Raw genomic sequence first — 25,343 nt, 5'->3', positions numbered from 1 at the left:
GGCGCCGGCGGTGCCGCCGTGGCGGGCGCGGCGGCAGGCTCGGGCTTCGGCGGCGCCGGCGCGGCGCTTTCCTGCGCGACCTTCACGGCCCTGGCGGCGAAGGGGCCCTTGAAGTCGGCCTCGCAGGCGGCGCGCCAGGCGGTGTCCAGCGCCGTGCCGCGCTCGGGCGTGCGCCAGTCGGTCTCGGCCGAACGCAGCAGCCTGCGCTCGCCCAGCAGGTTGCGCATCGGATAGCCCGTCGTCTCGCCCAGCCGCACCCGGCGGCCCTGGCAGTCGGCGCTCAGCGACACGTGCCATGAGAGCGCCCCGGTGCGGGCGTAGGTGTCGGCGCTGAGCGCCTCGGCGCGGATCACCATCCGCGGTCCCTGGCCGGCGCCCGCCGGGAAGGTCGACACCACCGAGGTCAGCGCCTGCGGCGTCACAGCCACCACCCGTTCGGGCAGGATGTCGGTCTCCCGCCGCAGCCAGCTCAGCAGCGGCTCGCGGTCCAGCGACGCTGGGAACGCCGGCGTCTCCTGCGCCCCCGCCACGCCCACGACCGCCAGCCATCCGGCGACGCCGGTCAGCATGGCTTTCCCCCACATACTCATCGCCCCAGAATCCCCGATAAGCCGGCAAACTGTTCGCGAAGCCCGCCCAAGGCAAGGGCGTCCTCCGCCGAGTCATGTTCGCCCCGGGGGTCGCCTTCCAGACGCTCGGCCCCCGAAAAGCCCCAAAATGGGTAAGCGAACACGGTTATGGCACAGCTCTGATCATCCCACCGACGCGAATCGGCGATTTGATTAACGGAAGTTAGAGAGCCGCAACTGAGACTGATTGTTGTCGTTGACGACCCCTCCCCAGCCGGTCCGTCGACGGCGCCGGGGGGACTATTGTCGTGGGCAAAGGCGGCGACCGTACATTTCGGAGTCTGCGCGGTCTTGAGCGGACCGCTTCGACCAGCCGCGTCCTGAACCTGGCTGCGCTGGCCGCACGCAACGCCGGCAACACCGAGCACGAGAAGAACCCGTTCTTCATGGCCCAGAGCCTGAACGGCGCGGTGATCGTGCGCCACCGCCTGCGTGACGCAGAGCGGGAGTCCTTCGACCGCCTCCGCTACACGGCCACCAAGCTGATCATCCCGTTCGAGCGCTCCGACCTGGGCCTGGGCGGCCGCTCGCTGTTCGTCTCCGAGACCGGCTGGCTCGACGTGTTCGAGGAACTGCGCGGCGACTACCCCGACTTCGCCCGCGACGTGGCGGTGCTCGAGGCCATCGACGAGCTGCCGTCCCTCGACCCGTTCCTGTTGCGCGAGCACATGAAGCGGCGCGGCTTCGACATCAGCCCCAGCCACTTCGAGATCTCGGCGCCCGACCTCGCCAAGATGCAGCGTTTCGTGGGCACGGAGATCGCCAAGCTGATCGAGCTCGCCTACCGCGAGACCGACGGCCAGGAAGGCAACATCACCCGCCTGGTCGAGGCCCTGCTCTCGGCCCGCACTGACGAGCGGCTCGAGCCGCTGCGGCTGACGCTCCGGCTCGAGAAGGAGAACTACAAGGAGGGGATCTTCGCGTGGAAGGGTTTCCTCTACTACAAGTGGGTCCTCAACACGCTCTGGGCCAATCTGCGCGACGTCTTCGCCGAGCTGGGCCGCGTGCGCGTGATCGGCCCCATCGACGCCGAGACCGCCCATGAGCTCGAGCAGCTCAAGCACCGCCTGCGCCAGAAGATGGAACGGCAGGTCAAGTCGGTGATGGGCCACCTCAACACCTACGACGAGGTGTTCAGCCAGCTCACCATGGAGGGCAACGCGGTGGCCTTCCGCGACTTCCTGCTGAAGTCGCCCGAGATGTTCCTGTCGTTGGGCGACGGCTGCGGCCTCGTCAGCCACATCGCCACCTACTGGCGCTACCAGTTCCCGCGCGGCAAGCCGCTGTCCGCCAACGTCCTGCAGTTGATGGACACCCTGCAGGACTTCGAGCTGAGCCTGGGCTCCGACCTCCACGAACAGGCGGCCTAACTCCCCAGGGGCGCCTCCATCCGGCACACCAGCCCCTCCGGCCGGAAGTCCAGCGTCACCGCGCCGTCCAGCTCGCCTGCCAGGCCCTGCTCCAGCAACCGCGCACCGAAACCGCGCTCGATCTTACTCGCCACAACGCGCGGGCCGCCGGTCTCACGCCAGCTGAGCTTCAGCACCCCGCCCTCGATGCTCCAGCGCACGTCCACCCGGCCCGCTCCCGTAGAGAGCGCGCCGTACTTCACGGCGTTGGTGGCCAGCTCGTGCATCGCCAGCGCCAGCGCCACGGCGGTCTTCGGCTCCAGGTCGACGTTCGGCCCTTCGGCGGTAAGCCGTCCGTCGCCGGCGTGGTGCGGGGCGGTCGCCTCGGCCACGATATGCATCACCGACCCGGCTTCCCAGTTCTGTCGCGTGAGCACGTCGTGCGCCGCCGCCAGCGCGGTCAGCCGTCCCTCGAAGGCCTCGCGCACCGAAACCGGCACGCCGCCGGCCCGGAACGACTGCCAGGCGATGCCCTGGACGATGGCCAGGGTGTTCTTCACCCGGTGGTTCAACTCGTTGATCAGGAGCCGCTGGTGCTCCTCGGCCACCTTGCGTTCGGTGACGTCGACGTTGGTGCCCACCATGCGCCGGGGCGCCCCGTCCTCGCCGAACAGGAACGTCGCCGCGCCCTCGACCCAGCGGATCGACCCGTCCGGCCGGACGATCCGGAACCAGTAGTTCAGGTTCTCCTGCCCCGCCGCCATGGCCGCCTCGGTCTCGGCCTCGATGCGCGAGAGGTCCTCGGCCAGGACGCGGCGGCGGAAGTGGTCAGTGTGCCCCTCGAACGTGCCGCGCGGGATGCCGAAGATGTCCTCCATCTCGCCGTTCCACATCGCCCAGCCCGAGGGGATGTGCCAGTCGAAGATGCCGATCCGGTTGGCCGAGACGGCCAGGTCCAGCCGCTGCTGGCTGCGCTTGACCGCCCGCTCGGCCTCGGTCCGCTCGGTGACGTCGTCGATCGACACCCCTATCCCGTCGTCGCCCAGCGGCACGATGCGGATGTCCACGGTCCGTCCCGCGCGCAGGGCCGACGGCGCGCTCATCCGCTGCGGCGCCCGCTCGCGCATGGCGGTCTCCAGGAGATCGCCGAACGGCGTGCCGCGCCCCTGCGGGAACAGGTCCCACATCTGGCGGCCCAGGATGTCCTCGCGGTTCTGCCCGAAGAATTCCTCGGCCCGGCGGTTGAAGAGCACCAGCCGCCACTCCCGGTCGAGCGCGTAGTAGACGTCGCCGATGCTGTCCAACACCGCCGCCAGCCGGGCGTCTGACTCAGGGTTGGGAGGGTCTTTCTTCAAGGGCTTCCTGCGTCGGCCGCCGCGACGTCGCGATCAAGCCACACCGCCGCGACCGCGTCACGACGTATCCCAGCCCGGCCTTGTCGCCGTCGCATTGGTGGGCTCATCATCAGCCCCGGATTGAGGCCGGCCTGTAGGGTATCAGCGCCATTTCTGAATTTACCCACCGCGACGTCGCAGGCGAGAGCCGCCAGATCGCCGAGATCCTCGACAGGTTCGGCGACGGCTTCGTGGTCTTGGATTTCGAGTACCGCGTCGTCTACATCAATTCGGCGGCCGAGGCGCACTACAGCCTGGACCGGCGCACCACCATCGGCCGCATCGCCTGGGACCAGCTGGCTCTGGGCGCAAACTCCCAGATGCGCCAGTTCGTCGAGCGCGCGATGGCCGGCCGGGTCGAGGTCGAGGTCGAGGCGCCGTCCGAGGTCCGCCCCGGCCGCTGGTTCAACCTCAAGGCCTTCCCCCTGGCGGTGGGTCTGGGCATCAGCTTCCGCGACATCACCGAGCGCCGCACCCGCATGGCCCGCGAAGCCGAGTACGCCGAGCGGCTGGAGCTTGCGCTGGCCACGTCCGGCTTCGGTGACTGGCGCTGGGATATGGCCACCGACATGGTCGACCTCTCGCCGCGCGCCGCCGAGATGGCGGGCGTCCCGCCCGGGCCGGTGATGACCTGGACCGACATGCTGGCCCAGGTCCATCCGGACGACCGCGCGCCCGCGATCGCCGCCGTGACCCACGCCATGCAGACCGGCGAGCCCTACGAGATCGAGTACCGCATCACCCGCCCCGACAACGGCGAGGAGCGGTGGATCAAGGTCCGCGCGTCGGTTCAGACCGACGACGACGGCCGGCCGACCGGCCTGCTGGGCGTGCTCACCGACATCACCGAGTCCAAGGCCGCCGAGGCCCGGATCCGCGCCGACCGCGCCCGCCTGGCCGAGCTGGAACGCCGCCGCGCCTACCTGCTGGAGATCTCCGACGCCCTGCGCGTGATCGACGACCCCGAGCAGATCCTCACCACCGCCTCGCGGATGATGGCCGAGCGGCTCAACGTGGGCCGCATGGGCTACGCCGAGGTGCCCGACGAGGGTGACGAGGTCTACGTCCGTGGCGACTGGACAATCCCCGGACTGCCCAGCCTGGCCGGCCGGTCGTTCGTCCTGGGGACGTTCGGCCCGACCCTGATGAGCTACCTGCGTCGCGGCCTCGACCTGGCCGTCGACGACGTCAGGTACGATCCCCGCTCGGCCGCCAACTACGCCGCCTACAAGGCCATTCAGGTCCGCGGCCTGATCGTCGTGCCGCTGGTGCGCAACGGCCGCCTGGACGCCCTCTTCTACGCCCACGACCCCAAACCGCGCCGCTGGAGCCGCGAGGACGTGGCCCTGATGGAGGAAGTGGCCTCGCGCACCTGGGCCGCGCTGGCCCGAGCTCGGGTCGAGCGTCAGGCGGGCGAGCGCCAGCGGCTGCTCATCAACGAACTGAACCACCGGGTGAAGAATACGCTGGCGACCATCCAGTCGCTGGTCCACCAGACCCTGCGCGACGGGATCGTCACCCGCGACGCGCGCGAACGGCTGACCGAGCGGCTGCTGGCGCTCTCGGCCGCCCACAACGTGCTCACCCGCGAGAACTGGCAGAGCGCCGATCTCGGTGAAATCGCCCGCGAGGCCCTGCGCCCCTACGACGACCCGCCGGGCGCCCGGATCGACCTCAGCGGCCCGACGGCCCGGCTCCCGCCCAACGTCGCGCTGGCGCTCTCCATGGCCCTGCACGAGCTGGCGACCAACGCGGTGAAGTACGGCGCGCTGTCCGCTGCCGAGGGCCGCGTCCGCGTGGGCTGGACGATGGCGGAGGGCGGCAAGGCCCTCGTGCTGGACTGGGAGGAAGCCGGCGGCCCGTGCGTCGCGCCGCCCACCGCGACCGGCTTCGGCACCCGCCTCCTGGCCGGCCTCACCGGCGAACTGCGCGCCCCGGCCGACCTCGTCTACGCGCCCAAAGGCGTCACCTGCCGCCTGCAGGTGCCAATTTCTTGAAGTTTTCGCTTTAGCGCGCCGCGGTCGCCCGCGCCCGGGCCAGCAGCCGGCCGACGCGGGCGATCAGTTGCTCGTCCTTGAACGGCTTCGACAGATAGTCCCGCGCGCCCAGCTTGATCGCCTTGGCGACGTCTTCCGGGCTGTTGCGCGCCGTCAGCACCATGGTCGGCGTCTTCTCGGTCAGGCCCTGGGCCTGCATGTGGATCAGCACGCCGAAGCCGTCCAGCACCGGCATGTTGATGTCCAGCACCATGGCCTCGGGTCTGAACTCGGTCAGCCGCTGCAGCGCCTGGCTGCCGTCGCGCGCCGCGCGCGTGTCGAAGCCGGCAAGCTCCAGGCGCGTGGTGATGAGTTCGAGCAGGAAGGGGTCGTCCTCCACCACGAGAACCCGGCGCGGCCGTGTCTCAACCCGCTGCATAGGTCAAATCCTCGTCTTCCAGCGGCCATTGCGTCGCCGCTGCGATCGTTCCGTAGAGTTCCAGGGGTTGGATCGGCTTGCGCACCAGCCCGTCGAAGCCGTCCAGGTCGTGCTCGCCTGCCAGGTCGGCGTCGGCCGTGAAGGCCAGCACCGGCACGTCTTGGTTCGGGCCCGGCCGCGACCGCAGCTCGGCCAGCGCGCCGCGGCCGTCCAGCTTCGGCATCCGCAGATCCATCAGCACCACGTCGACGGGCAGCAGGCCCAGCCGTTCGACCGCCTCAATCCCGTCGGCCGCCTCCTGAACCTCAGCGCCGGCCGCCTCCAGGATGCGGCGGGCCAACTCGCGGTTGGTAGCGTTGTCGTCCACCAGGAAGACCCGCGTGCCGTCGATGGAGAGCGGCGCGTCCTCGCCGGCCATCTCCTGCGGCGCCTCCACGGCCGGGGCCGGCAGCACCAGGCGGAACGTCGCGCCTTCGCCCAGCGTGCTCTCGACGCCGATATCCCCGCCCATGGCCTCGGCCAGGCCCCGGCAGATCGCCAGACCCAGCCCGGTGCCCCCGTGGCGGCGCGTCATCGAGCCATCGATCTGGGTGAACCGCTGGAAGAGGCGCGCCTGCGCCTCCTCGTCCAGGCCCGGCCCGGTGTCCGAGACGGCGATCTGGACGGTGTTCTCCGCGGGCCCCGGCGCGACGCTCAGGGTCACGCCGCCGGCCTCGGTGAACTTCACGCCGTTGCCAATCAGGTTGATCAGGGTCTGGCGCAGCCGGTCGCCATCGAGCATCGCCGCGCGCGGCAGGCCCGGCGCGGCCTCGAAGCCGAGCGTAAGCCCCTTTTCCTCGGCCTGGGTTGAGAACAGCAGCAGCGTCTCCTCGCAGAGCGCCGCCACGTCGGTGGGCCGCGGCCGAACCTCGAACTTGCCGGCCTCCAGCTTCGAGAAGTCCAGGATGTCGTTGACGATGGCCAAGAGGCCCTTGCCGGCGCCGGCGATGCGGTCGACGTAGCCTGAGGCGGTGTCCGGAAGGTCCCGCATCTCCCTGAGCAGGCTGGTGAATCCCAGCACCGCGGTCAGCGGCGTGCGGATCTCGTGGCTCATGTTGGCCAGGAACTGCGACTTGGCCGCCGCCGCCTCTTCGGCGTCGGCGCGGGCCACGGCCAGCGCCTCTTCCTGGCGCACCTGCAGGGTCACGTCGCGGACCACGTCCAGGAACCCGGCCCGGCCACCGGTCTCCGGGTCCTTCAGCATGGTCGGCTGCGACTCCAGCCACACCCACGCCTTGGTCGCCTTGTGCTGCGCCCGCCAGCGCATGCGCGCCGCGGTCGCCCCCGCCGGCAGGTCCTTCAGCTGCGGCCACACCCGCGCCAGGTCCTCCGGGTGCATCTGCTTGACGAAGGCCGTGCCGATCAGCTCCTCGGGCGTGTAGCCGATGCTCGACACCGACGGACTGATGTAGCTGATCCGGCCGTTCGGGTCGGCCATGACGATGATGTCCGAGGTGTTGTCGCCGATCAGGCGGTAGCGGGCCTCGCTGGCCTGCAGCGCCCCCGTCGCCCGCGCCAGCGCCTGTTCCTGCTCGACCTGGCCTTGCACGTTGCGGATGACGTCCAGGAATCCGGTCGGCTTGCCGGTCACCGGATCGACGACCAGGCTCGGGTTCGACTCCAGCCACGCCCAGCCGCCGGTCGTCCCGTCGCGGCCGCGCCAGCGCACGCGCTCTGGTTTGCCGCCCTTGGCCAGACGCCCGAACGCCTTCGCGAGGGCGGGCAGATCCTCGGGATGGACGCTCTCGGCGAAGTTGCGGCCCTCGACATCCTCGGGGCGCCGTCCCGCCTGCCGGATCGCCTGGCTGACGTAGGTCGCCTTGCCGCTCAGGTCCGACATGATGATCATGTCCGAGGTGTTTTCGGCGATCAGGCGGTAGCGCTCCTCGCTGGCCTTCAGCGCCGCCTCGGCGGCGTGCTGCTCGGTCAGGTCCTCGAATTCGATGACGAAGTGCTTGGGCCGCCCGTCGGCGAACCGCACGAGCCCGACCGTCATGCGCGTCCAGATGTACGCGCCATCCTTGCGGCGCAGCTGGCGCTCGGCCTGGTAGCTGGCGATCTCGCCGGCCATCAGCTGGTGCGGATGGGTCTCGTCGCCGATCCGGGAATCGGGATGCAGGAGGTTCTCGGGCGCCAGGGCCTTCAGCTCGTCTTCCGTGTACCCCAGGATCCGACACGCCGCCTGGTTCGCACGCAGCGTGCGGCCTTCCAGGTCAGCCAGCGCCTTGCCCAGGGCGGCATGCTCGAAGGCCGCTTCGAACAGCGCCTCCTGCTCGCGCCGCTCGGTGACGTTACGCAGGGTGGTGACGAAGCCGGTCACGGTTCCCTTTGCATCGCGGACGGATTGAGCGTTGCCCTCCATCCAGATCCACGTGTCCGCAGCGGTCCGGATGCGCGTCTGCCGCTCCTGCGAGGTCGGGACACCGCCCAGCAGGATCTGCGCGAAGTTCGAACGCACCTGGTCCAGGTCGTCCGGATGAACCAACTCGGCCATCTGACGACCGACCAGCGCCTCGGGCTCGTAGCCGTAGGCCCGCGCGGCCGGCGAGATGTAGGTGATGCGCCCCTGCACATCGAGCTGGGCGGTGACGTCCTCGCTGACCTCGGCCAGTTCGCGGTAGCGCGCCTCGCTGGCCCGCAGCGCCGCCTCGGCCGCCCGGCGATCGGTCAGGTCCTGGACCTGGGCCACATAGTGCTTCGGCGCGCCCTGGGCGTCCTTCACCATCGACACCGAGAGATGCACCCAGACCTGCTCGCCGTCGGCGCGCAGGTAGCGCTTGTCCATCCGGTAGCCGTCGATCGCGCCGGCCGTCAGTTGCCGCAGCTGGTCGAGGTCGCTGTCCAGGTCCTCCGGGTGGGTGATGGTCTGGAAGTCCAGCGCCAGCATCTCGGCCTCGGCGTAGCCTACGATCCGACAGAACGCCTCGTTGATGCGCTGGAACGTCCCGTCCAGGCCCACCAGCGCCATGCCGATCGGCGCATGACGGAAGGCCGCCTCGAACTGCTCGGCCTCGGCCTTGGCCGCCTCCTCGAGGCGCCGGCGGTGGGTGATGTCGCGGAAGATGTTGACCACCTCCACCACCTCGCCCTGCGCCCCAAAGACGATGTGGGGGTTGCCCTCCATCCAAATCCAGTCGCCCGACGCGGCGCGGAAGCGGTGCACGCGCGGAAGGTTGGGATCGAACTGGCCCTGCAGCAGGGCCTGGTTGTTCGCCGCCAGGCTCTCGGCGTCGTCGGGATGCACGACTGCGCCGCCCGGCAGACGCAGGAACGCCTCGGGCTCGTAGCCGTAGCGCCGGATGGTGGGCGAGACATAGGTGATAATGCCGGCCGCGTTCACGCGGACGATGACGTCGCTCGTATGCTCGGCGATGAAGGCGATGACGCCCTCATGATCATCGGACCTGCGCTCGGCCACTCGCTCCCCCTGACACGCGCCAGGGGAAACACGGTAAACGGGCGGCCCTTACGACCGGTGAACGTCCGGGGAACTGGGCGCGGCAGGTTGCCGCAACCCCAAGCGGCTTACCTAAGCTGCCGGCCTACTTCGGCTGCTCGGCGGGCGGCGGGGCGGCCTGTTCAGGCGACGGCGGCACGGCGCCCGTCACGCCGGCGTCCGGCGCGGTCAGGGCCGCGTTGGGGTCGCGCGGCTGGGTGGTGTCGGGCATGGCCGCGGCGGTGTCCGAGCCCGCGGGCGCCGTCCCTGTGGTCCGCTCGCCGCACCCCGCCAGCGCCACCGCCGCGAAAGCCAGCACAGCGAGGAAGCGCTTCATCGGATAACCTCCGGTTTCGCAAGGAAAACGCGCCAGCGCGGCCGACGTTCAGGCGCCGCTGGTCGCGAAAGGCTGGCGGACGCCTTGGCGCGTCAGCGCCGATTCAAACCGCGGAAAGCGCGGAAGGACGCAGAAAGCCCAAACCGCCGTCACTCTTCCGCGTTCTTCCGCGTTTTCCGCGGTTTACTTGAAGCGCCTGGGGCGCCGGGCTAGCCGCCGTACAGCGCTTCCAGTCGGGCCCGCTCCAGCCGCGCGGCCTCGGCGAACTCGGGCGTCGACCACAGCCGGTGCTCGCCCCGCACATAGGCCGCCGCGTTCGCCAGGTACATCCACGCGTTGAAGGCGTTGGCAGCGCCGCTGTTCCTCCCGCGCACCGCCCTGCCCGGCGCGCCCATGACGATGGAGTTCGGCGGGATCACCGTGCCCTCCTTCAGGAAGGCCTGGCCGGCGACGATCGAGTTCTCGCCGATCTCGCAGCCGTCCATGATCGTCGCCCCGACACCCACCAGCACTCGGTTGCCGATCCGGCAGCCGTGCAGCGTCACGTGATGGGTGATCGAGCAGTCCTCGCCGATGATCGTACCCGTCCCCGCGCCCACGTGGATCATCACGAAGTCCTGGACGTTGGTCCGCGCCCCGACCACCACTTCCTGCGACTCGGCCCGCACCACCACGTTGGGCCACAAGGACGCCCCGGCCTCGATCCGCACCTTGCCGTAGACCTGCGCCGACGGATGCACGAACGCCCCGGCGTCCACCGTCACGTCGCGCCCAAACGCCCGCGCCGATCCCATCTCCATCGCCCGTCTCCGTCGTTGCGGCCGGACAGTGACCGCACTGACGCGACGGCGCCTAGCAACCAGCTCTGCGCGCCGCTCTCCCAACACCCCTCCAGTACGTCATCCCGCGGACAAGCCGCGGGATGACGAGGGTGAGGAGGTGAGCACCCCTCTGCGTTCTCTGCGTGATCTCCGCGACCTCTGCGTTACAAAGCGGCGCTGACGCAACGGTCGTTCTCGGCCTCGGTCAGTTGGAACGCCCAGAAAATCAACACGACGACCGCGGGTGTTTCTGTGTCTGGCGTCTTCGGCCGCGCGCGGATTACGGCTCGCTTCCGGCCCTCCCTCGCGACCAGCGATGTACCTGAAGGCGCGAGTTCGGCATTATGAACAATTACAATCTATACGCCTGAAGGGAGTAACCGCTCGCATTGTGCCGCTTACATTGATTAATGTGAGAGTTGCGTTCTTCGGCTCAGTTCTGGGGGGACTATCGTGCCGACTTCCTTCAATCCGTCGCCGGGCCGGGGCTCGGCCGCGCTCATCTAAGGACACGGCCGCGTTCGTACGGACATCCGTCGACGCCTGCACGAGCCGGCCGCTCCGACATGGCGCCGTCAGCCCCATTGATGACCCTTAGCGCGCCGCGGGCGCCGCAGCGGCTCATCGCCATCCTGCTCGCCTGCGCAGTGGCTACGCCCAGCGTCGCGGCGGTGGACTGCTACGAGCAGATGAGCAGGATCCCTACGGCGTCGGCGGCCCCGGCTCCGGTCGGCTACCGCGCCAGCATGCTGCGCGGCGGCCCGCTGGCGGCGGCGAGCCCCTCGAAGACGCCTGCCGCGCATCGGCCGGCCAGGAAGGTCACCCGCAAAGCGAAAGGGCCGCGGACGGCGGCCGTGGTCCGGAAAGCTAAGGGGTCTGGCAAGAAAGCGGTCGTGCGCAAGGCCTACGCGAAGGGTGGTCCCGCGAAGCGTGCGCGCCGGGCCGTCGTAGCCGCCCCCGCCGTCGGCCCTCTGCCGACGCCTCCTGCGGTCGCTGCCCGCAACATCGCCGCGCTCCGCGAGTTCGCCCTGGTCAAGACGACGATCTGCACGACGATCGCGCCGCCGGCGATCATCGTCGCGCCCCCGATCGAGCCCGAGACCGTGACCGTTCTGCCGCCTCTGGGGCCCCCGGACCTCGAGACGTTCGACCCCGACATCACGGTCCGGCCTCCGACGGACTTCGTCGTCGTGGTGCGACCGCCCCGGCCTCCCGGTCCGCCGGCTCTCGTGCCCCTGCCCCGGCCGGTCCCGGAGCCTGGGACGTGGCTCCTGCTCATCCTCGGCTTCGGCGTCCTTGGCGCCCGCCTGCGGGCCCGACGCGCGGCGGTCGATTAGCGCCGCGGCTCGGGGAGGGCCATCCCGGCTTCCTGCCTTCCATGAGGCCGATTCATTTGACCCGAGCGCCAGGGCGGGGCTCCGTCCTCATGTGCTGAAGCTCGCTCTCGTCCCCTTCATTCTCGCCGTCCTCGCCGCAACATCGGCCCTCGCCCAGCCTGCGCCGGAATTCCCGCGGCCCGAGGACGGCTATTTCCAGGAGACCCTCAAGATCGCGCCGGGCGTGTGGTCGTTCGTCGAGCCTCGGTTTCAAGTGCAGCCGATCGGCAACGTGACCCTGATCGAACAGTCCGACGGACTCGTGCTGGTCGACTCGGGCGGATCGCCCGGGTCTGCCCGGCGGATCGTCGCGGAGATCCGCCGCTTTAGCGCCAAGCCGGTGAACGCCGTGATCATCACCCACTGGCACGGCGACCATCCCCAGGGTCTCTCCGAGATACTGAAGGCCTGGCCGAAGGCGCGCACGATCGCGACGCGCGCCACCCAGGCGCACCTGAAAGACCGCAGGACCATGAACACGCCGGCCGCCTTCGATCCGGCGGCGGACGAGACCTTCTATAGGCGCGGGCAGAGCTTCATCGCCTACTCGCGCCGCATGGCGGAGCAGGCGAGCGATCCGGCGGAGAAGGTCGGATGGGCCGCGGCCGGCCGCCTCTTCACCCAGTACGCCGAAGACATGCGCGGCGCCGTCACGATCTCTACCACCGAGGCCTTCGACGAACGGCTCGACCTGCCCGATGCACGTACGCCCATCGAGGTGCGGTTCCTGGGCCGGGCGAACACCGACGGCGACGCCATCGTCTGGCTGCCGAAACAGAAGGTGCTGATCTCGGGCGATATCGTTGTGGCCCCCTTCCCGTTCGGCTTCGGCAGCTACCCCGCCGACTGGTTGCGCACGCTCGATCGGATCCGGGCGTACGATTTCGAGGTCCTGGTTCCGGGGCACGGGCGGCCACAGCGCGACCGCGCCTACCTCGATCGTCTGAGCGGGGCCATTGCGGAGGTCCGGGCGAAGGTCGCATCACTGGTCGCCCAGGGCGTCAGCCTCGAAGACGCCCGCAAGCGGCTCGACTTCACGGATCAGACGCGCGCCTTCGTCGGCGACGACCCTTGGCTGCGCCGCTGGTTCTCCGAGTACTGGAGCACCCCGTTCCTCGCCTCGGCCTACAAGGAGGCCAAGGGGGAGCCGATCGTGCAGACCCTCGGCAGCGAATGATTTTCCCCGGATACTATTGATTTCGGCACGGGCGCAGCGCATGGGCGTGTGATGGACGGCGATCAGACCTTCACCGCGTTCCTCGGGGATCGCCGCCTGGCAAGCGGCGATATCCGAACGGTCGCGACAGCGGCCGTCGACGCCGGGCCGCAGGGCGCGCTGCTGATCTTCGACGATGCGACCGGCCGTCCGGTCGAACTCGACCTCCGAGGTGGCGCCGACCAGGCTGTCGCTGACTATCGCGCCCGCGCAGACCGCGCCGACGACACCCCGGCCCGCCGTCCCGGCCGCGGGCGACCGCGCCTCGGTGTCGTGGCGCGCGAGGTGACGTTGCTCCCACGCCATTGGGAATGGCTCGCGCGCCAGCCGGCCGGCGCCTCGGCCGCCCTGCGCCGCCTGGTCGAGGAGGCCAGCCGATCGGGGGCCGCGGCCGACCGTGCGCGCGAGGCGCAGGCGGCGCTCTACCGGGTCATGTCGGCGCTCGCTGGAAACGCGACGGGCTTCGAAGAGGCGAGCCGCGCACTCTTCGCCCACGACGACGCCCGCTTCGATGGGATCGTCGAGGCGTGGCCGGCGGACATCGCCGCCTATGTCGACCGTCTGGCCCGCGTGGCGCGCGAGGCCCGAAACGCCGCCTGACACGCCTCAGCGCCTCGGCGCCCGCTGCGCCTCGTCCTCGGTCCGGTGCTCGGCGTCATGGGTCTCGACGGCGAGACGTCGCGCCGCGTCACAGGCCACGATCTGTGCGCCCCGCTGCGCGTAGCCGACCTCTAGATCAGAGATGGTTGGCGCGGCGGGCAGCCGGTGCAGCTCGCACGGCCTTCGCGCCTGCGGCGGCATCTCCAGCCGCGGCGCAGCCGGCAAGCTCGGCCGAGAGGCACAGGCGCTCGTCGTGAGCGCGCAGGCGGCGGATACGGTCAGGATCAAGCGGCGCATTCGCATCCCTCGCTTTCAGGGCTCCCTGGGTGACATGTGTGACTGAGCGGGCCGCTAGCTCTCCGGCGCGCACGGCAGCCTCCGCGCGTACGGAACTCTCGCGTTCGCCTCGAACTTCGAGGCTCGCGACGGCCGCCTTGGCGAACGCAGCTTCGACCTTCGGCCGCTCGCGCGCGGCGCCTTCCAGCCGGCCCTTCCAGTAGAGGCCCGCCGCGCCGGCCAGCAGGATCGCCCCGCCGATAAGCGCCGCCGTCAGCCGCGGCGTCACGGCCGAAGTCCCAGCTCGTACCCCCCGCCGGGCCGCTTCGTGAGCACCTGTCGCCGCATCCGGGGCTCGAACGAGATGTGCACCCAGGAACCCTCCTCGATGAGCTGATCGAAGGAGAGGGTCGACTCGGCGATGGCGCGGCAGACCTCGAGCGGCGGGCCGAAGCCATAGCAGTTGAAGTCCACAGCATGGCCCGTCAGATGCGCCGACGTGCGGACGCCGCCGACGGCGCGGTTCAGCTCCGGGCATCGATAGCCGCTGGAGACCGAGATCACCCGGTCGCCCAGGATCCGGCGCACCCGCTCCATGAACGCGGCCGTGGTCCGCAGCGTGGCCACCACCTCGGGTGGAGGCCGGTTGTCGATCTCGCGATGCTGCGTAGCCGCGAGCTCTGCCGCGCGTCGTTCACGACCTGCCGGATGAACGCCGGCAGCCGGTTGATGGTCAGGACCGGCCGGCCTTCCAGCTCCCGTTCGCGCTTCACTTTCTCGGGCCACTGCTCGCCCAGCCGGGCGAAACGCAGGTCGTCCAGCGCCTCGCGCCGGTTCTCGGCCTCGGCGTCGGCGGCCAGCTGGAAGGCGGCCTTCGCCTCCTCGAGGATATCGTCGTCGGACAAAGGCATGGCCCCATGGGTTAAGCCCGCGCAGGCCAGGCCCGGCGGGTGAAAGGCGGCCCCGAAGCGCCGCATCGATTCTCGGAAGCACCTGGCGGACCCCGTCCCGGGCTCCGCGCGCCGGCCGTCAGGTCCAGCCAGTCCGCCCCAACGCCTCAGCGCCGGACGCACTGATCAACTCTGACAGAACCATCGCATTTTCGCGCGAAGCTGTCAAGAACAAAATGCGAACATCAGGCCGCTTTCCGCCGCGCCGTCCGCGCCTTCGCCGCCGGCTTCGGCCGCGCCTTGCCACCGCGCCGCTCGACCTCAGCCTTCACCCGCGCATGCGCATCGGCGTGGGCGTTGGCGCGGGCCTCGCAGCGGGCCTTCAGCGCATCGAGCTCCTTGTCGGTCAGCTTCTCAATGCCGATGAACTCGTTCTCGGCGTCGGACGACAGGATCAGGTCGTCCAGCTTGGCCTGGATCGCGGAGCTGTCGCGGTTCTGGGTGTTCTGGATCAGGAACACCATCAGGAAGGTCACGATCGTCGTGCCGGTGTTGATCACCAGCTGCCAGGTCTCGGAGAACCCGAACAGCGGCCCGGTCACAGCCCAGGCGAGGACCAGCAGCAGGCAGAGGCAGAACGTCAGCGGCCGCCCGGCGGCGTGCGAAGTCCGGTTGGCGAGGTGGGCGAAGGTCTTCTCGAGGCTCATGTCCGCCAAACGCGCGAACCGCCGAACGGTGGCGCTCGCCAGTCGCGGCTGGCGCTAGTCGTCCTCGCTCGCATCGAGCTCGGCCACCAGCCGCCGCAGTCGCGCCAGGTCATCGGGCGGCGGCCGGCGCTCGCGCGTCAGGAGCGCCACCAGCGTGGCCAACTCGCCGCCGAACAGCCGGTCGACCAGGCCCTGGCCCTCGGCGGCCAGCCACGTCTCGCGCGTGACCGTGGGCGCATAGACGGCCCCGCCGCCCGGGACCCGCGTCGACCTGAGCGCGCCCTTCAGCATCAGGCGGTGGATCAGGGTGCGGGCGGTGGACTCGCTCCAGGCGTGGGCCGGGCACAGCTGCGCCAGGAGGTCCGCGGCCGAGAGCCCGGCGGGGCCCGCCGACCAGACCGCCTCCATCACGCAGGCCTCGGCCTCGGTGATGCGCATGGCGAGGCCTCAGGCGGCCGCGCGCCGGATCCGCGCCTCGAGGTGGCGCTCGCAGATCACCGCCAGCGCGCTCGCCAGGAGGCCCAGCATGACCGCCAGCGTCGCCTCGGCGAAGCCCGGCGCCATGATGGTCAGGGTCGGCGTCGGCCGGACGTTGGCGATGCCGAGGAAGCCTGCGAACAGCACGTAGCTGGCGGTGAGGAAGCCCAGCGGCGCGGCGCCCGAACGGACGATCTTCAGCCGGCCCAGCGCCGTCGCCACCGCCTTGGCGTCGCCGCCGCCCACCTTGCCCAGGCTCAAGCCCCAGACGACGACGGCGCCGAGCGCGGCCGCGATGAGCAGCGCCAGCATCAGCTGAACCTCGAGGCTGGCGTCGGCGAACACGCCCGCCACGGTGAGCCGCTGGCCCGGCGGCACGACGGTGTAGCCCGGGTCGGGCTGCGCAAAGGCAAGGCCTGGCGCGCTCGCCGCGGCCAGGCCCAGCATTCCAATTCCGATGGTCCGCACGGCGGCCTCCCTTTTTACAAGTGTAGCATTCGTATTGCTACACCTGTAATTTTCGGTGTCAACCGCCGTGCAGGCGGCCGTCAGACCGAGCGGCGGCGGACGAGCCCCACGATGAACAGCAGCAGGATCGCGCCTGCCGTGGCGACCAGCAGGCTCGGGATCACGCCCGATCCCGCGCCGATGCCCAGGCTCGTGGCGATGAAGCTGCCGAGGAAGGCGCCGACGACGCCGACCACAAGGTTGGTCAGGAGGCCGTGGTTCCGGCGCATGACCTTTTCCGCGATGAACCCGGCCAGGATGCCGATGATGATCGCGCCGATTATTCCGACACCACTCATGGAAACTCTCTCCTTCGCGTTCCAGCCTTCACCGAACACCGAGCGGCGCGGTGGGTTGCATCGACGGAGCGAAGGAAAAGGTCGGACGGACGTGCGTCCCGTCCTTCAGTACACGCGCGGGCCGGACAGCATCAGGCGCATGTAGAGGATCGTGGCGATGGCCACCGCCACGCTCGTGAGGGGTCGCGCCTCGACCACTTGCAGCAGCTCTTGGACCAGATGCGGCATTAACTTTGCCTACCTTGAAGGCGCCTCCGATATCCCCAGGGTGCGCCCCTTTGATTAACGCAGCTTCACTCTAAGTCGTTAACTTGCGGGCCGATGTCGCGACGCGCCGCCGCAAGACCGCGCCCGTGAGGCCGAAGCCCGCGATCATCAGCGCCCACGTCCCCGGCTCGGGAACGAGTTCGTAGAAGTCGCGGATCTCGCCCGAGCGGACGAAGTCCGTGTGGATGTTGATGTAGGCCTTCTCCGCCAGCAGCGCGGCCAGGAACGCCGCCTCCGCCCCCAGCGCCGTCCCGCCGTTGGCCGTCACGAAGGCGGGATTCCAGGTCGCCAGCAGCGAGGTGTCGAACGTGTGGTCGTAGGTCCCCGCGGTCACCCCCAGCGGAAAGCCCGTGAAGCTGGGCAACTCGGTGGCCACGCCGACGGTGCCGGTGTTGGGATCGGTCGTCGGCGCATGCACGTGCGACGCCGTCGTCAGGCCGATCAGGTCCTCGAACGAGGCGGTGATCCGCATCGTGTGCGCGTCGGTGTCCAGGTACAGCTTGCTGAACCCGGTCCCTGGCGAAGCGACGGGCGGAAACTCGTTCGGTCCGTTGAGGAAGGCGTTGAACACATAGGTGGTGGCCGCGGCCTGTCCCGCGACGGCGGACGCCGCCAGGGCCAGGGCCAGGGTGAGAGCTCTCATGGATGAGCCCCTCCATACTAGCCGCCCCCGGCTTGAGGAGCGGCAGCAAACGCCCGCGCCCGCGGCCCGTCAATCGCCGTTCGATGACAGCCCTTCGGCGCGCCCCGCCGCTCAGATCCAGCGCCTTTTCCGTCCCACGACCCAGGCGACGAGGCCGAGGGCGAACAGGCCCAACGTCACCGCGAAGAAGCCGATCGAGCCGGTCCGGAAGAACGGCGGGTCGAAGTTCATGCCGAACAGGCCGGCCACCGCCGCCGTCGAGCCGATGATGACGGTGAAGAAGGTCAGGGCCTTCACCAGGTCGTTCGTCTGCTGGGCGGAGCGCGACGTGAAGAGCTCGAAGCTTCCGACAATCAGGTCGCGCGTGTGCTCGATCTCGTCCACCGCCCGCTCGAAGCGGCCCGAGAGCGAGCCGAAGGCGGCCGACGCGTCGCCATCGGTGGACTGGCCCATGTCCGGCCGGCTCAGCCCGTAAAAGACGGACCGCTGCGCCATCAGCGTGCGCCGCAGGTGCGATATCCGGCGGCGGATCGACAGGATGCCTTCCAGAAGCCCGGCCTCGGACGGCGCCGCGAGGATCCGCTCGTCGATCTCGTCCACGGCCGCCTCGATGCGGGAAACCTCGGTGAAGTACCCCTCCAGGTGCCAGTCCAGCAGCGAGGCGGTCAGCGCCGCAGCGCTGAGCGCGCCCGTCTCGGTGTCGGCCTTGTCCTGTCCCCGGAACGCCCGCAGGTAGCGCACGTCCTGGTCGTGGACCGTCACCACCCAATTGCGGCCGACGACGAAGTCGACCCGGAGATCCTGGTTGAGCCGGCGGCCCGGTTCGACCGCGCGGCTGGAGTCCGGCGCCGCCAGGGCGGCGAACTGCAGGTAGACCCCGTAGTTGTCCAGCCGCAGCGAAGCCCCCGGGTCCGCCAACGCCGTGACCGACACGGCGTCGAGCTGCAGGAGCGCGCCGACCCGCTCGATCTCGGCGGCGTCCCGACCGGGAATGTCGATCCACAGGATCGCGCGGTCGTGCAGTTGCTCGAGCGCCTCTGGCGTGACCTCGACCTCGCGGTCGCGTCCCGCGGCGTCGTAGAGGTAGCCCCGCGCCGGCGCGCTCGTCGCCGCCCCCAGCTGGTCCTCATCGACAGGCTTGTCCATGCGACGTGAACGGGGGAAACCCCCTGGGGTTCGCCCGGTCGCCGGGTCGGGCGCCCCGCCTTCACCCCATCCAGCTCAGCGCCCCGCCCACGAAGCGCCGCTCCGCCCGCCGCTCCGCCTCCGCCCGCGCCGCCCCACCGCCCGTCCGGTTCAGCGCGAACTCGCCGAACGCGTCGGCGCCATGGCTCGCCTCGTCGTGCAGCGGGCCGCCATAGCCGCGGTTGGCCCGGCTCCAGCGCTTGCGGTAGGCGCGCAGCCGCTCCAGCCCCAGCGCGCAGCGTTCGGCGTCGAACCAGCACATGGGGATCATCAGCCGCGCGGCGTTCACCCGCTCCTCCGGGTCGACCGCCGCGCCGGCCACGATCCGCGACAGCCCCAGCGACGCCAGCGTGTCGTACCGCGACCGCCCGCTCGAGAGCTCGCGCACCATCACGTCGTGCGGCAGGTGGTGGGTTCCCCACACGTACGGCTTGCCCGCGATCGCCTCGCGCACGATCGCCTCCAGCCCCTGGCCGCCGGTCTCGTAGTAGTCGACCACCCGCACCTCGCGGCCCGCCTGCTGGAAGAACCAGATGGCCGTGTAGTCGTCGATCCCCAGGTCCCACGCCGTGTCCACCCGCAGCGCGGGGTCCGCCGGCACGCGCCCGATCCGTCCGGCCCGGTCCGCGTCGCCCAGCAGGCTCGCGTAGTAGGCGCCGGGCGCCGCGGCGTCGAAGTCCACCAGGTACTCCGAGGCGAACCGCGCCTCCCCTTCCTCCTTCGACCCCAGCTCGGCGACCAGCTCGGCCTTCTCGTTCTCCAGGTACTCTTTCGAGAACACCTCGGTCGCGGTGGCCGGCGACTTCAGGCAGAACCAGTTCGGCCGCTCCTGTCGCGCCTCGAACGCCCGCGTCGCGTGGTTGCGCCCGCGCGGCGTCCACAGGAACAGCGCCCAGCCGTCGTTCTCCAGCAGCATGGGCCGCAGGTGCGTCCAGGCGTCGGGCTTGGCCAGCGCCCACTCCGACAGCACCACGCCCGCCACCGACGCGCCCACCAGGCTGTTGGAGTTGTCCGAGCCGGCGACCTGCCAGGTCGAGCCGTTGCCCAGCTCCACCATCATGTCGCTGTCCAGGAACCGGGGCTTCATCTCCTCCGGAAACGCCTCGTGGATCCGCCGCCGCCCGGTGTGCGGGTTCACCGCGTCCCAGATCGCCTTGCGCCCCTGCGCCGCCTCCGGCAGCAGATGCCAGTAGCCGCCCACCCGGTTCTGCGCGGCCCAGGCGGCCCAGTGCAGCGCCACCTCGTCCTTGCCCCAGCGCCGGTGCGCGACCACGTCGGCCCGCTTCGCCCCGTCCAGCAGCGCCTGCCACAGCGCCCCTTGGTGCTCCCGCGGCTCCCAGCCGAGCGGCAGGGCGAGCTCCAACTGCGGCCGCTCCGTGCTCATACCTCACCCTCGGGCTTGATCTCGCGCAGGAACGCCTTGCCGTCCGGCCCCACCACCCGCTCGAAGTGCTTTACGCGGAAGATCACCTCCACCGGCTCCCCCTTCGGCGCGGCGACGGCGCCCCTCACGCTCCATCGCTGCGGGGCCAGCAAGGCCGCCCGCTGCATCAGGGTGTCGACGTGCAGCTTGGCCTTCCGCACGGTCTCCTCGGTCGCCGCCTCAGCCACCGTCAGCGCCCGGTCGGCGCAGAACTCGGCGCCGAACGCCCGCGCCGCGTCCACCGCCTCGGCGAACGCCGGATACTGCCGGCGCCAGTTGTAGATCGTCGCGTAGCTCGGCCGGCCGGGCGTGTGGCCGATCTCGTCGTACGTCTTCCCGGCCGCCAGATCGTCGCAGACCCTTTGGACCATCGCCGGGGTGTAGTTGCTGCGCGCCTTCCGCTTCGGCCGCAGGGGCGCCTTCGCGCTCTTCGTCATCGTCGAGCTCCTTGTGTTCGAATGAAAGTTCTGCTTTTGTTCTCTCACGAGGTGAGAACATGGTCCGGCGCAGCTACGGGGGCGTCCCCGACCCGAAACGGCAGTTCGGCGAGCTGTACCCAGCCTATCGCGCGCTCATGGACATGATGATCCAGTGCAAGCCGATGGGGCCTGACTACGTCGTCCTCATGGAAGCCTGCCGCGCGCTCAAAGGCGCCGCCCAGCACTTCACGAAGGACCCCAACGTCTACGGCGGCTCCCACATCAGCCAGCCGGACGCCTAGCGTCCCTTCGTCGACCTCATCGCTCGCATTGGCGCGCGACCGCTCCTCATCTCGTGTACCGGCCCGGAGGATCCAGCTCGTCGCTCGGCTGGTGGCCGATATGCTCCAGGAGCTGCCGCGTGCCGCTCATGTACGGCGAGACCTTCACGACATAGCCGTCGGAAAAGGTCAGATGGAACATGCTCGACCAGGCGCGGAATTCGATCGCCTCGAGGTCGGTCAGGCGCTTCAGGACCGGCGGGCCGAAGATCGGGCGAACGCGCAATTCGGCGTCGCGCCAGGACACGGTGCTGGAGAAGGCGAAGCAGGCGGTCGCGAGGCTGCCGAGGGCGAACGCGATCGCCAGGGCCAGGCAGTACATCATCTGCTGCTCGGCGTCGGCGCGCGCCGAGCCCACGAAGAAGTAGACGTAGAACAGCAGCAGCGAGAACGCGGCGGAGCCCAGGATCGCAGCCCAGATCGCGGCGCCGGGGGTAAGGGTGCTCCAGCCCTCGCGGTCGGCGCTCACCCGCCGCGCGTTGTTGATGGCCCAGCCCAGGAACACCGTGGCGACCAGGCCTCCGATGAGCCCGCTGGCGATCGCTGATGGAGCCATGTGTCCTCCGGAGGCGATAGGAGCAGGGCTGGACCTAAGGGTCTCTTAAGCCATAAGCCAACCCGGAGCGGTACGAGGGGCCGGCAGCAGTGGATTGCGGACGCTACGGGACCATTGCGAGCCGATTTCCCCGCGTACCTGACAGCGGGCGTCGACGACGTCACGGGAGGGGGTCAGCCTTCGGCCTGCAGGCTGCGCCGCAAGCGGATTGAGTCGCCACGCGTCGAGATCGCGATGAGGAGCGCGGTCGCCAGCGCGATCATCGGCGACAGCAGGCGCGCCAGCGCCGACCCTGACCGCAGGTTCGTCTCGGCATAGTCGAGATGCGCGAGTTCCTCGGCCTGGATGTGCTCGACCAGGGCCGCCCGCTCCCCGTCACGGCGGCGCAGGAACATGATCTGTTCCTGCAGATGGCCGTGGACGGTGCGCTCCACAGCGGCGGTGCAGGCCAGGACGCCGGCCCGGCCCACGAGCGCGGTGATGAGGTGGAAAACAGGCATAAGCGATCAGTCGAATCCGGCATTGGACACCGGACCTCTTGTTCCAAACCGACCCCTCACACGACCAAGAACGGCCGCATCATCTCATTGTCTTCGTGCGACAGTATGTGACAGTGCCACACATATTCGCCGGCGAGATCGAAGATCGCCACGACCGACATCATGACGCCCGGCTCGACTCCGACGGTGTCTTGCCAGCCGGTCTCTTCAGGTCGTAGCGGGATTTCGTTGCCGATCCAGACGTCGGCGCTCGAATAATCCGGAGAGGGTCCGAACCCGTAGCTGATCAGGCCGTCCTCCGTCGTGTCGTCGGGTATTCCGTCTTCTTCCTCGTCGAGGAAGAAGATCTGACGCTTCTCGACCACCTGGTATTGCGTCAGATGCAAGTGGATAGGGTGTGCGTCCTCGGTGAAATTGAAGAACTGCCATTGCTCGGTCGTGCCGAGGAGCGGCGTTTCCGTGACAGGCGAGTGAAAGAATAACGGGCCGAAATCCCCGGCAGACATCTTGTCGGTTATCACCGCGCCCGCCTCGGCCTTGCCGAGCAGCGGCATGATGCGGCCGAATTCGTCCGTCCCCTCAAAGAGCCCGAGCAGGCGGACATTGGTCGCGGCGTCGGCAATCCCGTCGTCGTCAGCATCCGCCGCAAGGTCCGCGAAGCTGCCGGCCAGGCTCACTGGCGCGCCGTTCTCGAACAACCGGGCGTGAAACGGCGTGGTCGACGCGGTGACGGTGAACTGCATGATGTTGCCGACCGGATCGTCCGCGGTGGCGGCCTCAGCGCTGCCGAGCAACGCTCCATCCGCCGCCGCGCCCTTGAAGGGCTCGAACGCCGGGCCCGTGTTCAGCAGCGTGACCCTGTCGCCGTCGGAAAGCCTGCTGAAGTCGAACACCAGCTCGACCCGGTCGCCGGGCGCCAGGACGATGAACTCGCCGGCTTCCTGGACGCCGTCCCCGTCGCTGATCGTGATGGCTTGCGGAAGCAGCCCTCCATCCGTGCCGACAAGATGGATGGCGACGTTGGGATCGCTGACCCTCAACACGTAGAAGCGGGAATCCGAGCCGTTCAGCATCCGGAACTCATGATCGCCCGCGGCAACGTCCAAATTCGGCCAGGCCATCCCGTTGACCAGGATGATGTCACCGAAGAATTCGGGGACGATCGAGGGCGCATCCTCGCCCATGGCATCGTAAAACGCCTGCGGCACGACATCGCCGACGGTCTCGTCGGTTCCCGGAAGAGGGTCCTGCTTGAAGGCGGGATAATAGAGCTGCCCGTCCTCCGTGAACGCGCGGTCCTGGATCGCCATACCGACGTCATATGCGCCGCCGGGGAGCACACCGCTCTGGACGAGCTGCGCTCGCTCCGAATCCTCAAGCACATAGAAACCCGCGAGGCCGGAATAGACATTGAGGCGCGTGATCCCGAGCGCGTGGTCGTGATACCAGAGGGTCGCGGCCTGCTGGTCATTGGCGTAGTGCGCGGTTGAGCTCTCGAAGTCGGGACCCACCTCGCGCGGTCCGGTCCCGCCGGGACCACCCTTGCTCTGGGTGAACCACTGTTCGGGAATGCCATCGAAGGCGGAGAGGTTATGACCGCCGTGCAGATGAGCAACGATGGGGATGAAGCCGGCATCGAGCGGCCGCATGAGCGGGTCCGCCAGGTGAATCGAAGTATCGATCGGCAGCAGATGCCCATCGACAGGCAGTTTGTTCTGCCAGTTGATCGTGACAGGACTGTCCCGGTACGCGACGATGGTGGGGCCGGGATAGCCGCCCAGATTGCCGGCCATGTACCCCCACACCGCTGTCTGGAGCGGCTGATCGTCGTCGTATAACCCGAGGAACTGGTCGAACTGGCGCGCCTGAATGGTGATCGTAGGCCGGACCGAGGTGTCGATTACGTCCGGGATAGGCAGGCTGTTGTCAAATGCGTGTTCTTCGAACAGTTCGCTGGCGTCTAGCAATTCTGTCATAGCTCGTCCTCGTGTTCACGAGCGACCGGCCTCCCCTGCTTCCGGCGAGCATGACAGAGGGGACTTGAGCCTGCTGTCGAACCGACTGACTGTGTAAATGATACCACATCTCTGCGCTCGACGCGGAAGAGACGGCGCAGCGGCGGCGCGGGCGCACGTTTAGGTCGCCAGCGGCGCCGCGCGCACCGGAGCAGTGCACAGTGGGCGCCGCCGGCAAAGTCGGCACAGCGTCGAACGCAGTCCCTGCCGGTGAGCCGGACAGCGGACGTCCGTCGATGGGCCGACAAGCGGACCTCGCCGACGTCGGCGCAGGGTGGATTGCGGAAGTTCGCTCCCGACGCCAGTGTCCGGGCATGACTACCAGCAATCCACAGTTTGAGATCGAGATCGCCGACGACCGTAGCATCCGCATCGCGGGTGAAGCCGCGGTTCCGATGCTCTTGCGCCTTGTTATGGCAGCGAAGTTCCAGACGGAGCTAAACGCCGAGCACCTCCTAAGCCCGTACGTTGACCGTCTCCTGGATGAATTGACGAAGGCGGCTCCAATCCCGACCATCGACTGGGCCAATCCAGCCAATCTCACTCCACCTGAACTCCACGAGGCCGTGGAGGTCGTTCGCCGCTATCGCGACCAGCATGAGCACGGGCGCGACTTGGAAGACCTCTTGCGGGTGGCCCTGAAACCCTTCGACCTGCCGCCCGAGCGGCTTGCACTCGGCCCTTCGCGAGCCGGCCCAACTTCCGCTTAGGGTGGATACCGGGCGTCCAATCCGCGAGAGTCCGCAACGGGTCGAAAGCGGTCGATGGTGTCGGCGCCGATGGCGGACGTTACCTCCCCCGCGAAGCGGCGGGAGAGCGATTGGTGGAGGGGGCGAGCCGCAAGCTCGGCGGAACGACTGGCGCCATCTCGCTCCGTGCATGGGGCTCGCCCCCTCCACCACCCGCTCTTCGGCGGGCGGTCCCCCTCCCGCCGCTTCGCGGGGGAGGTAAGAGTCCTCGATGCGGTGCGCCGTAACCTTGACAGTCTGACCGCAATGTTCTATCTTTGTTCTCATGACGGCGCCTCCGGTCCTGACGGCGGAACGCATCGACGCCATGCTGTCGGTGATGGCCGAGGTGTGCCTGGAGTCCGTCGTCGAGGCGGGCCAGCGGCAGAAGGCGGCCGAGGATTTCGAGGCCTTCGAGCGCTCCGGCCGCACACTGCAGCGCGCCTGTCGCAACCTGCGCCAGACCATCGCCATGAAGCAGCGGTTCGACCGCGAGGA

At 69.3% G+C, this 25,343-nt stretch carries 29 protein-coding genes; 8 read left to right on the top strand and 21 right to left on the bottom strand.

Annotation, left to right across the window (positions count from 1 at the left end; translation table 11 throughout):
• A partial coding sequence (locus tag VGD44_RS05680) for a surface-adhesin E family protein (RefSeq protein WP_331084777.1) occupies window positions 1–569 on the bottom strand: 569 nt, incomplete at its 3' end.
• Between the two features lie 308 nt (window positions 570–877).
• Between VGD44_RS05680 and VGD44_RS05675 the strand changes: the two genes are divergently transcribed.
• Window positions 878–1,999 (top strand): hypothetical protein, encoded by a 1,122-nt coding sequence (locus VGD44_RS05675; protein WP_331084775.1) that lies wholly within the window; start codon window positions 878–880, stop codon window positions 1,997–1,999.
• Here the strand turns inward: VGD44_RS05675 and VGD44_RS05670 are convergent.
• Window positions 1,996–3,333 (bottom strand): sensor histidine kinase, encoded by a 1,338-nt coding sequence (locus VGD44_RS05670; RefSeq protein WP_331084773.1) that lies wholly within the window; start codon window positions 3,331–3,333, stop codon window positions 1,996–1,998. The genes VGD44_RS05675 and VGD44_RS05670 overlap by 4 nt on opposite strands.
• A gap of 140 nt (window positions 3,334–3,473) precedes the next feature.
• Between VGD44_RS05670 and VGD44_RS05665 the strand changes: the two genes are divergently transcribed.
• On the top strand, window positions 3,474–5,369 hold the full coding sequence (locus tag VGD44_RS05665) for a PAS domain-containing sensor histidine kinase (RefSeq protein WP_331084779.1): 1,896 nt from the start codon (window positions 3,474–3,476) through the stop codon (window positions 5,367–5,369).
• A 10-nt stretch (window positions 5,370–5,379) separates the two neighbouring features.
• Here VGD44_RS05665 and VGD44_RS05660 read toward each other — a convergent pair whose 3' ends face one another.
• From VGD44_RS05660 to VGD44_RS05645, 4 genes are all read right to left on the bottom strand, one after another.
• Window positions 5,380–5,787, bottom strand: a complete 408-nt coding sequence (locus VGD44_RS05660) for a response regulator (protein WP_331084771.1) — start codon at window positions 5,785–5,787, stop codon at window positions 5,380–5,382.
• The gene (locus VGD44_RS05655; protein WP_331084769.1) at window positions 5,774–9,244 is read right to left on the bottom strand and encodes a PAS domain S-box protein; all 3,471 of its coding nucleotides are present in this window, start codon (window positions 9,242–9,244) and stop codon (window positions 5,774–5,776) included. The genes VGD44_RS05660 and VGD44_RS05655 overlap by 14 nt, the downstream gene beginning before the upstream one ends.
• Before the next feature lie 124 nt (window positions 9,245–9,368).
• Complete coding sequence (locus tag VGD44_RS05650; RefSeq protein ID WP_331084767.1) at window positions 9,369–9,599, bottom strand: hypothetical protein; 231 nt, start codon at window positions 9,597–9,599, stop codon at window positions 9,369–9,371.
• 209 nt (window positions 9,600–9,808) lie between these two features.
• On the bottom strand, window positions 9,809–10,399 hold the full coding sequence (locus VGD44_RS05645; RefSeq protein ID WP_331084765.1) for a gamma carbonic anhydrase family protein: 591 nt from the start codon (window positions 10,397–10,399) through the stop codon (window positions 9,809–9,811).
• A 608-nt stretch (window positions 10,400–11,007) separates the two neighbouring features.
• Between VGD44_RS05645 and VGD44_RS05640 the strand changes: the two genes are divergently transcribed.
• The 3 genes from VGD44_RS05640 to VGD44_RS05630 all read left to right on the top strand — a co-directional run bounded on the left by VGD44_RS05640 (window position 11,008) and on the right by VGD44_RS05630 (window position 13,612).
• Window positions 11,008–11,757 (top strand): PEPxxWA-CTERM sorting domain-containing protein, encoded by a 750-nt coding sequence (locus VGD44_RS05640; RefSeq protein ID WP_331084763.1) that lies wholly within the window; start codon window positions 11,008–11,010, stop codon window positions 11,755–11,757.
• A 91-nt stretch (window positions 11,758–11,848) separates the two neighbouring features.
• Entirely contained in the window at window positions 11,849–12,973 is a 1,125-nt protein-coding gene (locus tag VGD44_RS05635) for an MBL fold metallo-hydrolase (protein WP_331084761.1), read from the top strand.
• A 51-nt stretch (window positions 12,974–13,024) separates the two neighbouring features.
• Window positions 13,025–13,612: a DUF2239 family protein gene (locus tag VGD44_RS05630; RefSeq protein ID WP_331084758.1), complete on the top strand. Its 588-nt coding sequence runs from the start codon at window positions 13,025–13,027 to the stop codon at window positions 13,610–13,612.
• Between the two features lie 136 nt (window positions 13,613–13,748).
• On the opposite strand, the gene VGD44_RS05625 is transcribed toward VGD44_RS05630, so the two are convergent.
• The 12 genes from VGD44_RS05625 to VGD44_RS05570 form a co-directional block, all read right to left on the bottom strand.
• Window positions 13,749–14,177, bottom strand: coding sequence for a hypothetical protein (locus VGD44_RS05625; protein WP_331084757.1), 429 nt, complete (start codon window positions 14,175–14,177; stop codon window positions 13,749–13,751).
• The gene (locus VGD44_RS05620) at window positions 14,174–14,476 is read right to left on the bottom strand and encodes a D-Ala-D-Ala carboxypeptidase family metallohydrolase (RefSeq protein ID WP_414694617.1); all 303 of its coding nucleotides are present in this window, start codon (window positions 14,474–14,476) and stop codon (window positions 14,174–14,176) included. The genes VGD44_RS05625 and VGD44_RS05620 overlap by 4 nt, the downstream gene beginning before the upstream one ends.
• Window positions 14,449–14,793: a hypothetical protein gene (locus tag VGD44_RS05615; RefSeq protein ID WP_331084753.1), complete on the bottom strand. Its 345-nt coding sequence runs from the start codon at window positions 14,791–14,793 to the stop codon at window positions 14,449–14,451. Before VGD44_RS05615 ends, VGD44_RS05620 begins: the two co-directional genes overlap by 28 nt.
• 230 nt (window positions 14,794–15,023) lie before the next feature.
• Window positions 15,024–15,485 carry a low affinity iron permease family protein gene (locus tag VGD44_RS05610; RefSeq protein WP_331084751.1) on the bottom strand — a complete coding sequence of 154 codons (462 nt, stop codon included), beginning with the start codon at window positions 15,483–15,485 and terminating at the stop codon, window positions 15,024–15,026.
• Window positions 15,486–15,539: 54 nt separating this feature from the next.
• Window positions 15,540–15,923 (bottom strand): BlaI/MecI/CopY family transcriptional regulator, encoded by a 384-nt coding sequence (locus tag VGD44_RS05605; protein WP_331084749.1) that lies wholly within the window; start codon window positions 15,921–15,923, stop codon window positions 15,540–15,542.
• Window positions 15,924–15,932: 9 nt separating this feature from the next.
• Complete coding sequence (locus tag VGD44_RS05600) at window positions 15,933–16,430, bottom strand: hypothetical protein (protein ID WP_331084747.1); 498 nt, start codon at window positions 16,428–16,430, stop codon at window positions 15,933–15,935.
• Between the two features lie 80 nt (window positions 16,431–16,510).
• On the bottom strand, window positions 16,511–16,768 hold the full coding sequence (locus tag VGD44_RS05595; RefSeq protein ID WP_331084745.1) for a GlsB/YeaQ/YmgE family stress response membrane protein: 258 nt from the start codon (window positions 16,766–16,768) through the stop codon (window positions 16,511–16,513).
• 105 nt (window positions 16,769–16,873) lie between these two features.
• Window positions 16,874–16,996 carry a hypothetical protein gene (locus VGD44_RS05590; protein ID WP_331084743.1) on the bottom strand — a complete coding sequence of 41 codons (123 nt, stop codon included), beginning with the start codon at window positions 16,994–16,996 and terminating at the stop codon, window positions 16,874–16,876.
• A gap of 70 nt (window positions 16,997–17,066) precedes the next feature.
• A complete protein-coding gene (locus VGD44_RS05585; protein ID WP_331084741.1) occupies window positions 17,067–17,678 on the bottom strand; it encodes a CHRD domain-containing protein in 612 nt (203 codons plus the stop codon).
• Window positions 17,679–17,789: 111 nt separating this feature from the next.
• Window positions 17,790–18,824: a magnesium transporter CorA family protein gene (locus tag VGD44_RS05580; RefSeq protein WP_331084739.1), complete on the bottom strand. Its 1,035-nt coding sequence runs from the start codon at window positions 18,822–18,824 to the stop codon at window positions 17,790–17,792.
• A 61-nt stretch (window positions 18,825–18,885) separates the two neighbouring features.
• Entirely contained in the window at window positions 18,886–20,247 is a 1,362-nt protein-coding gene (locus VGD44_RS05575) for a hypothetical protein (protein ID WP_331084737.1), read from the bottom strand.
• Window positions 20,244–20,723, bottom strand: coding sequence for a hypothetical protein (locus VGD44_RS05570; protein WP_331084734.1), 480 nt, complete (start codon window positions 20,721–20,723; stop codon window positions 20,244–20,246). Before VGD44_RS05570 ends, VGD44_RS05575 begins: the two co-directional genes overlap by 4 nt.
• Before the next feature lie 59 nt (window positions 20,724–20,782).
• Between VGD44_RS05570 and VGD44_RS05565 the strand changes: the two genes are divergently transcribed.
• Window positions 20,783–21,007, top strand: a complete 225-nt coding sequence (locus VGD44_RS05565) for a hypothetical protein (protein WP_331084731.1) — start codon at window positions 20,783–20,785, stop codon at window positions 21,005–21,007.
• 46 nt (window positions 21,008–21,053) lie between these two features.
• Here VGD44_RS05565 and VGD44_RS05560 read toward each other — a convergent pair whose 3' ends face one another.
• The 3 genes from VGD44_RS05560 to VGD44_RS05550 form a co-directional block, all read right to left on the bottom strand.
• Window positions 21,054–21,602: a hypothetical protein gene (locus VGD44_RS05560; protein ID WP_331084729.1), complete on the bottom strand. Its 549-nt coding sequence runs from the start codon at window positions 21,600–21,602 to the stop codon at window positions 21,054–21,056.
• 173 nt (window positions 21,603–21,775) lie between these two features.
• Window positions 21,776–22,102, bottom strand: a complete 327-nt coding sequence (locus tag VGD44_RS05555) for a demethoxyubiquinone hydroxylase family protein (RefSeq protein ID WP_331084727.1) — start codon at window positions 22,100–22,102, stop codon at window positions 21,776–21,778.
• Between the two features lie 56 nt (window positions 22,103–22,158).
• Window positions 22,159–24,078: a multicopper oxidase family protein gene (locus tag VGD44_RS05550; RefSeq protein WP_331084725.1), complete on the bottom strand. Its 1,920-nt coding sequence runs from the start codon at window positions 24,076–24,078 to the stop codon at window positions 22,159–22,161.
• 200 nt (window positions 24,079–24,278) lie between these two features.
• On the opposite strand from VGD44_RS05550, the gene VGD44_RS05545 reads away from it, so the two are divergent.
• Both VGD44_RS05545 and VGD44_RS05540 read left to right on the top strand, forming a co-directional pair.
• Window positions 24,279–24,827 (top strand): hypothetical protein, encoded by a 549-nt coding sequence (locus tag VGD44_RS05545; RefSeq protein ID WP_331084723.1) that lies wholly within the window; start codon window positions 24,279–24,281, stop codon window positions 24,825–24,827.
• A 304-nt stretch (window positions 24,828–25,131) separates the two neighbouring features.
• A partial coding sequence (locus VGD44_RS05540) for a hypothetical protein (protein WP_331084721.1) occupies window positions 25,132–25,343 on the top strand: 212 nt, incomplete at its 3' end.

Origin of the sequence: Phenylobacterium sp. (assembly GCF_036402295.1) — a bacterium.
GTDB lineage: Bacteria > Pseudomonadota > Alphaproteobacteria > Caulobacterales > Caulobacteraceae > Phenylobacterium.
The sequence above is the reverse complement of the archived record's forward strand: the minus strand, read 5'-3'. Positions and strand labels throughout refer to the sequence as shown.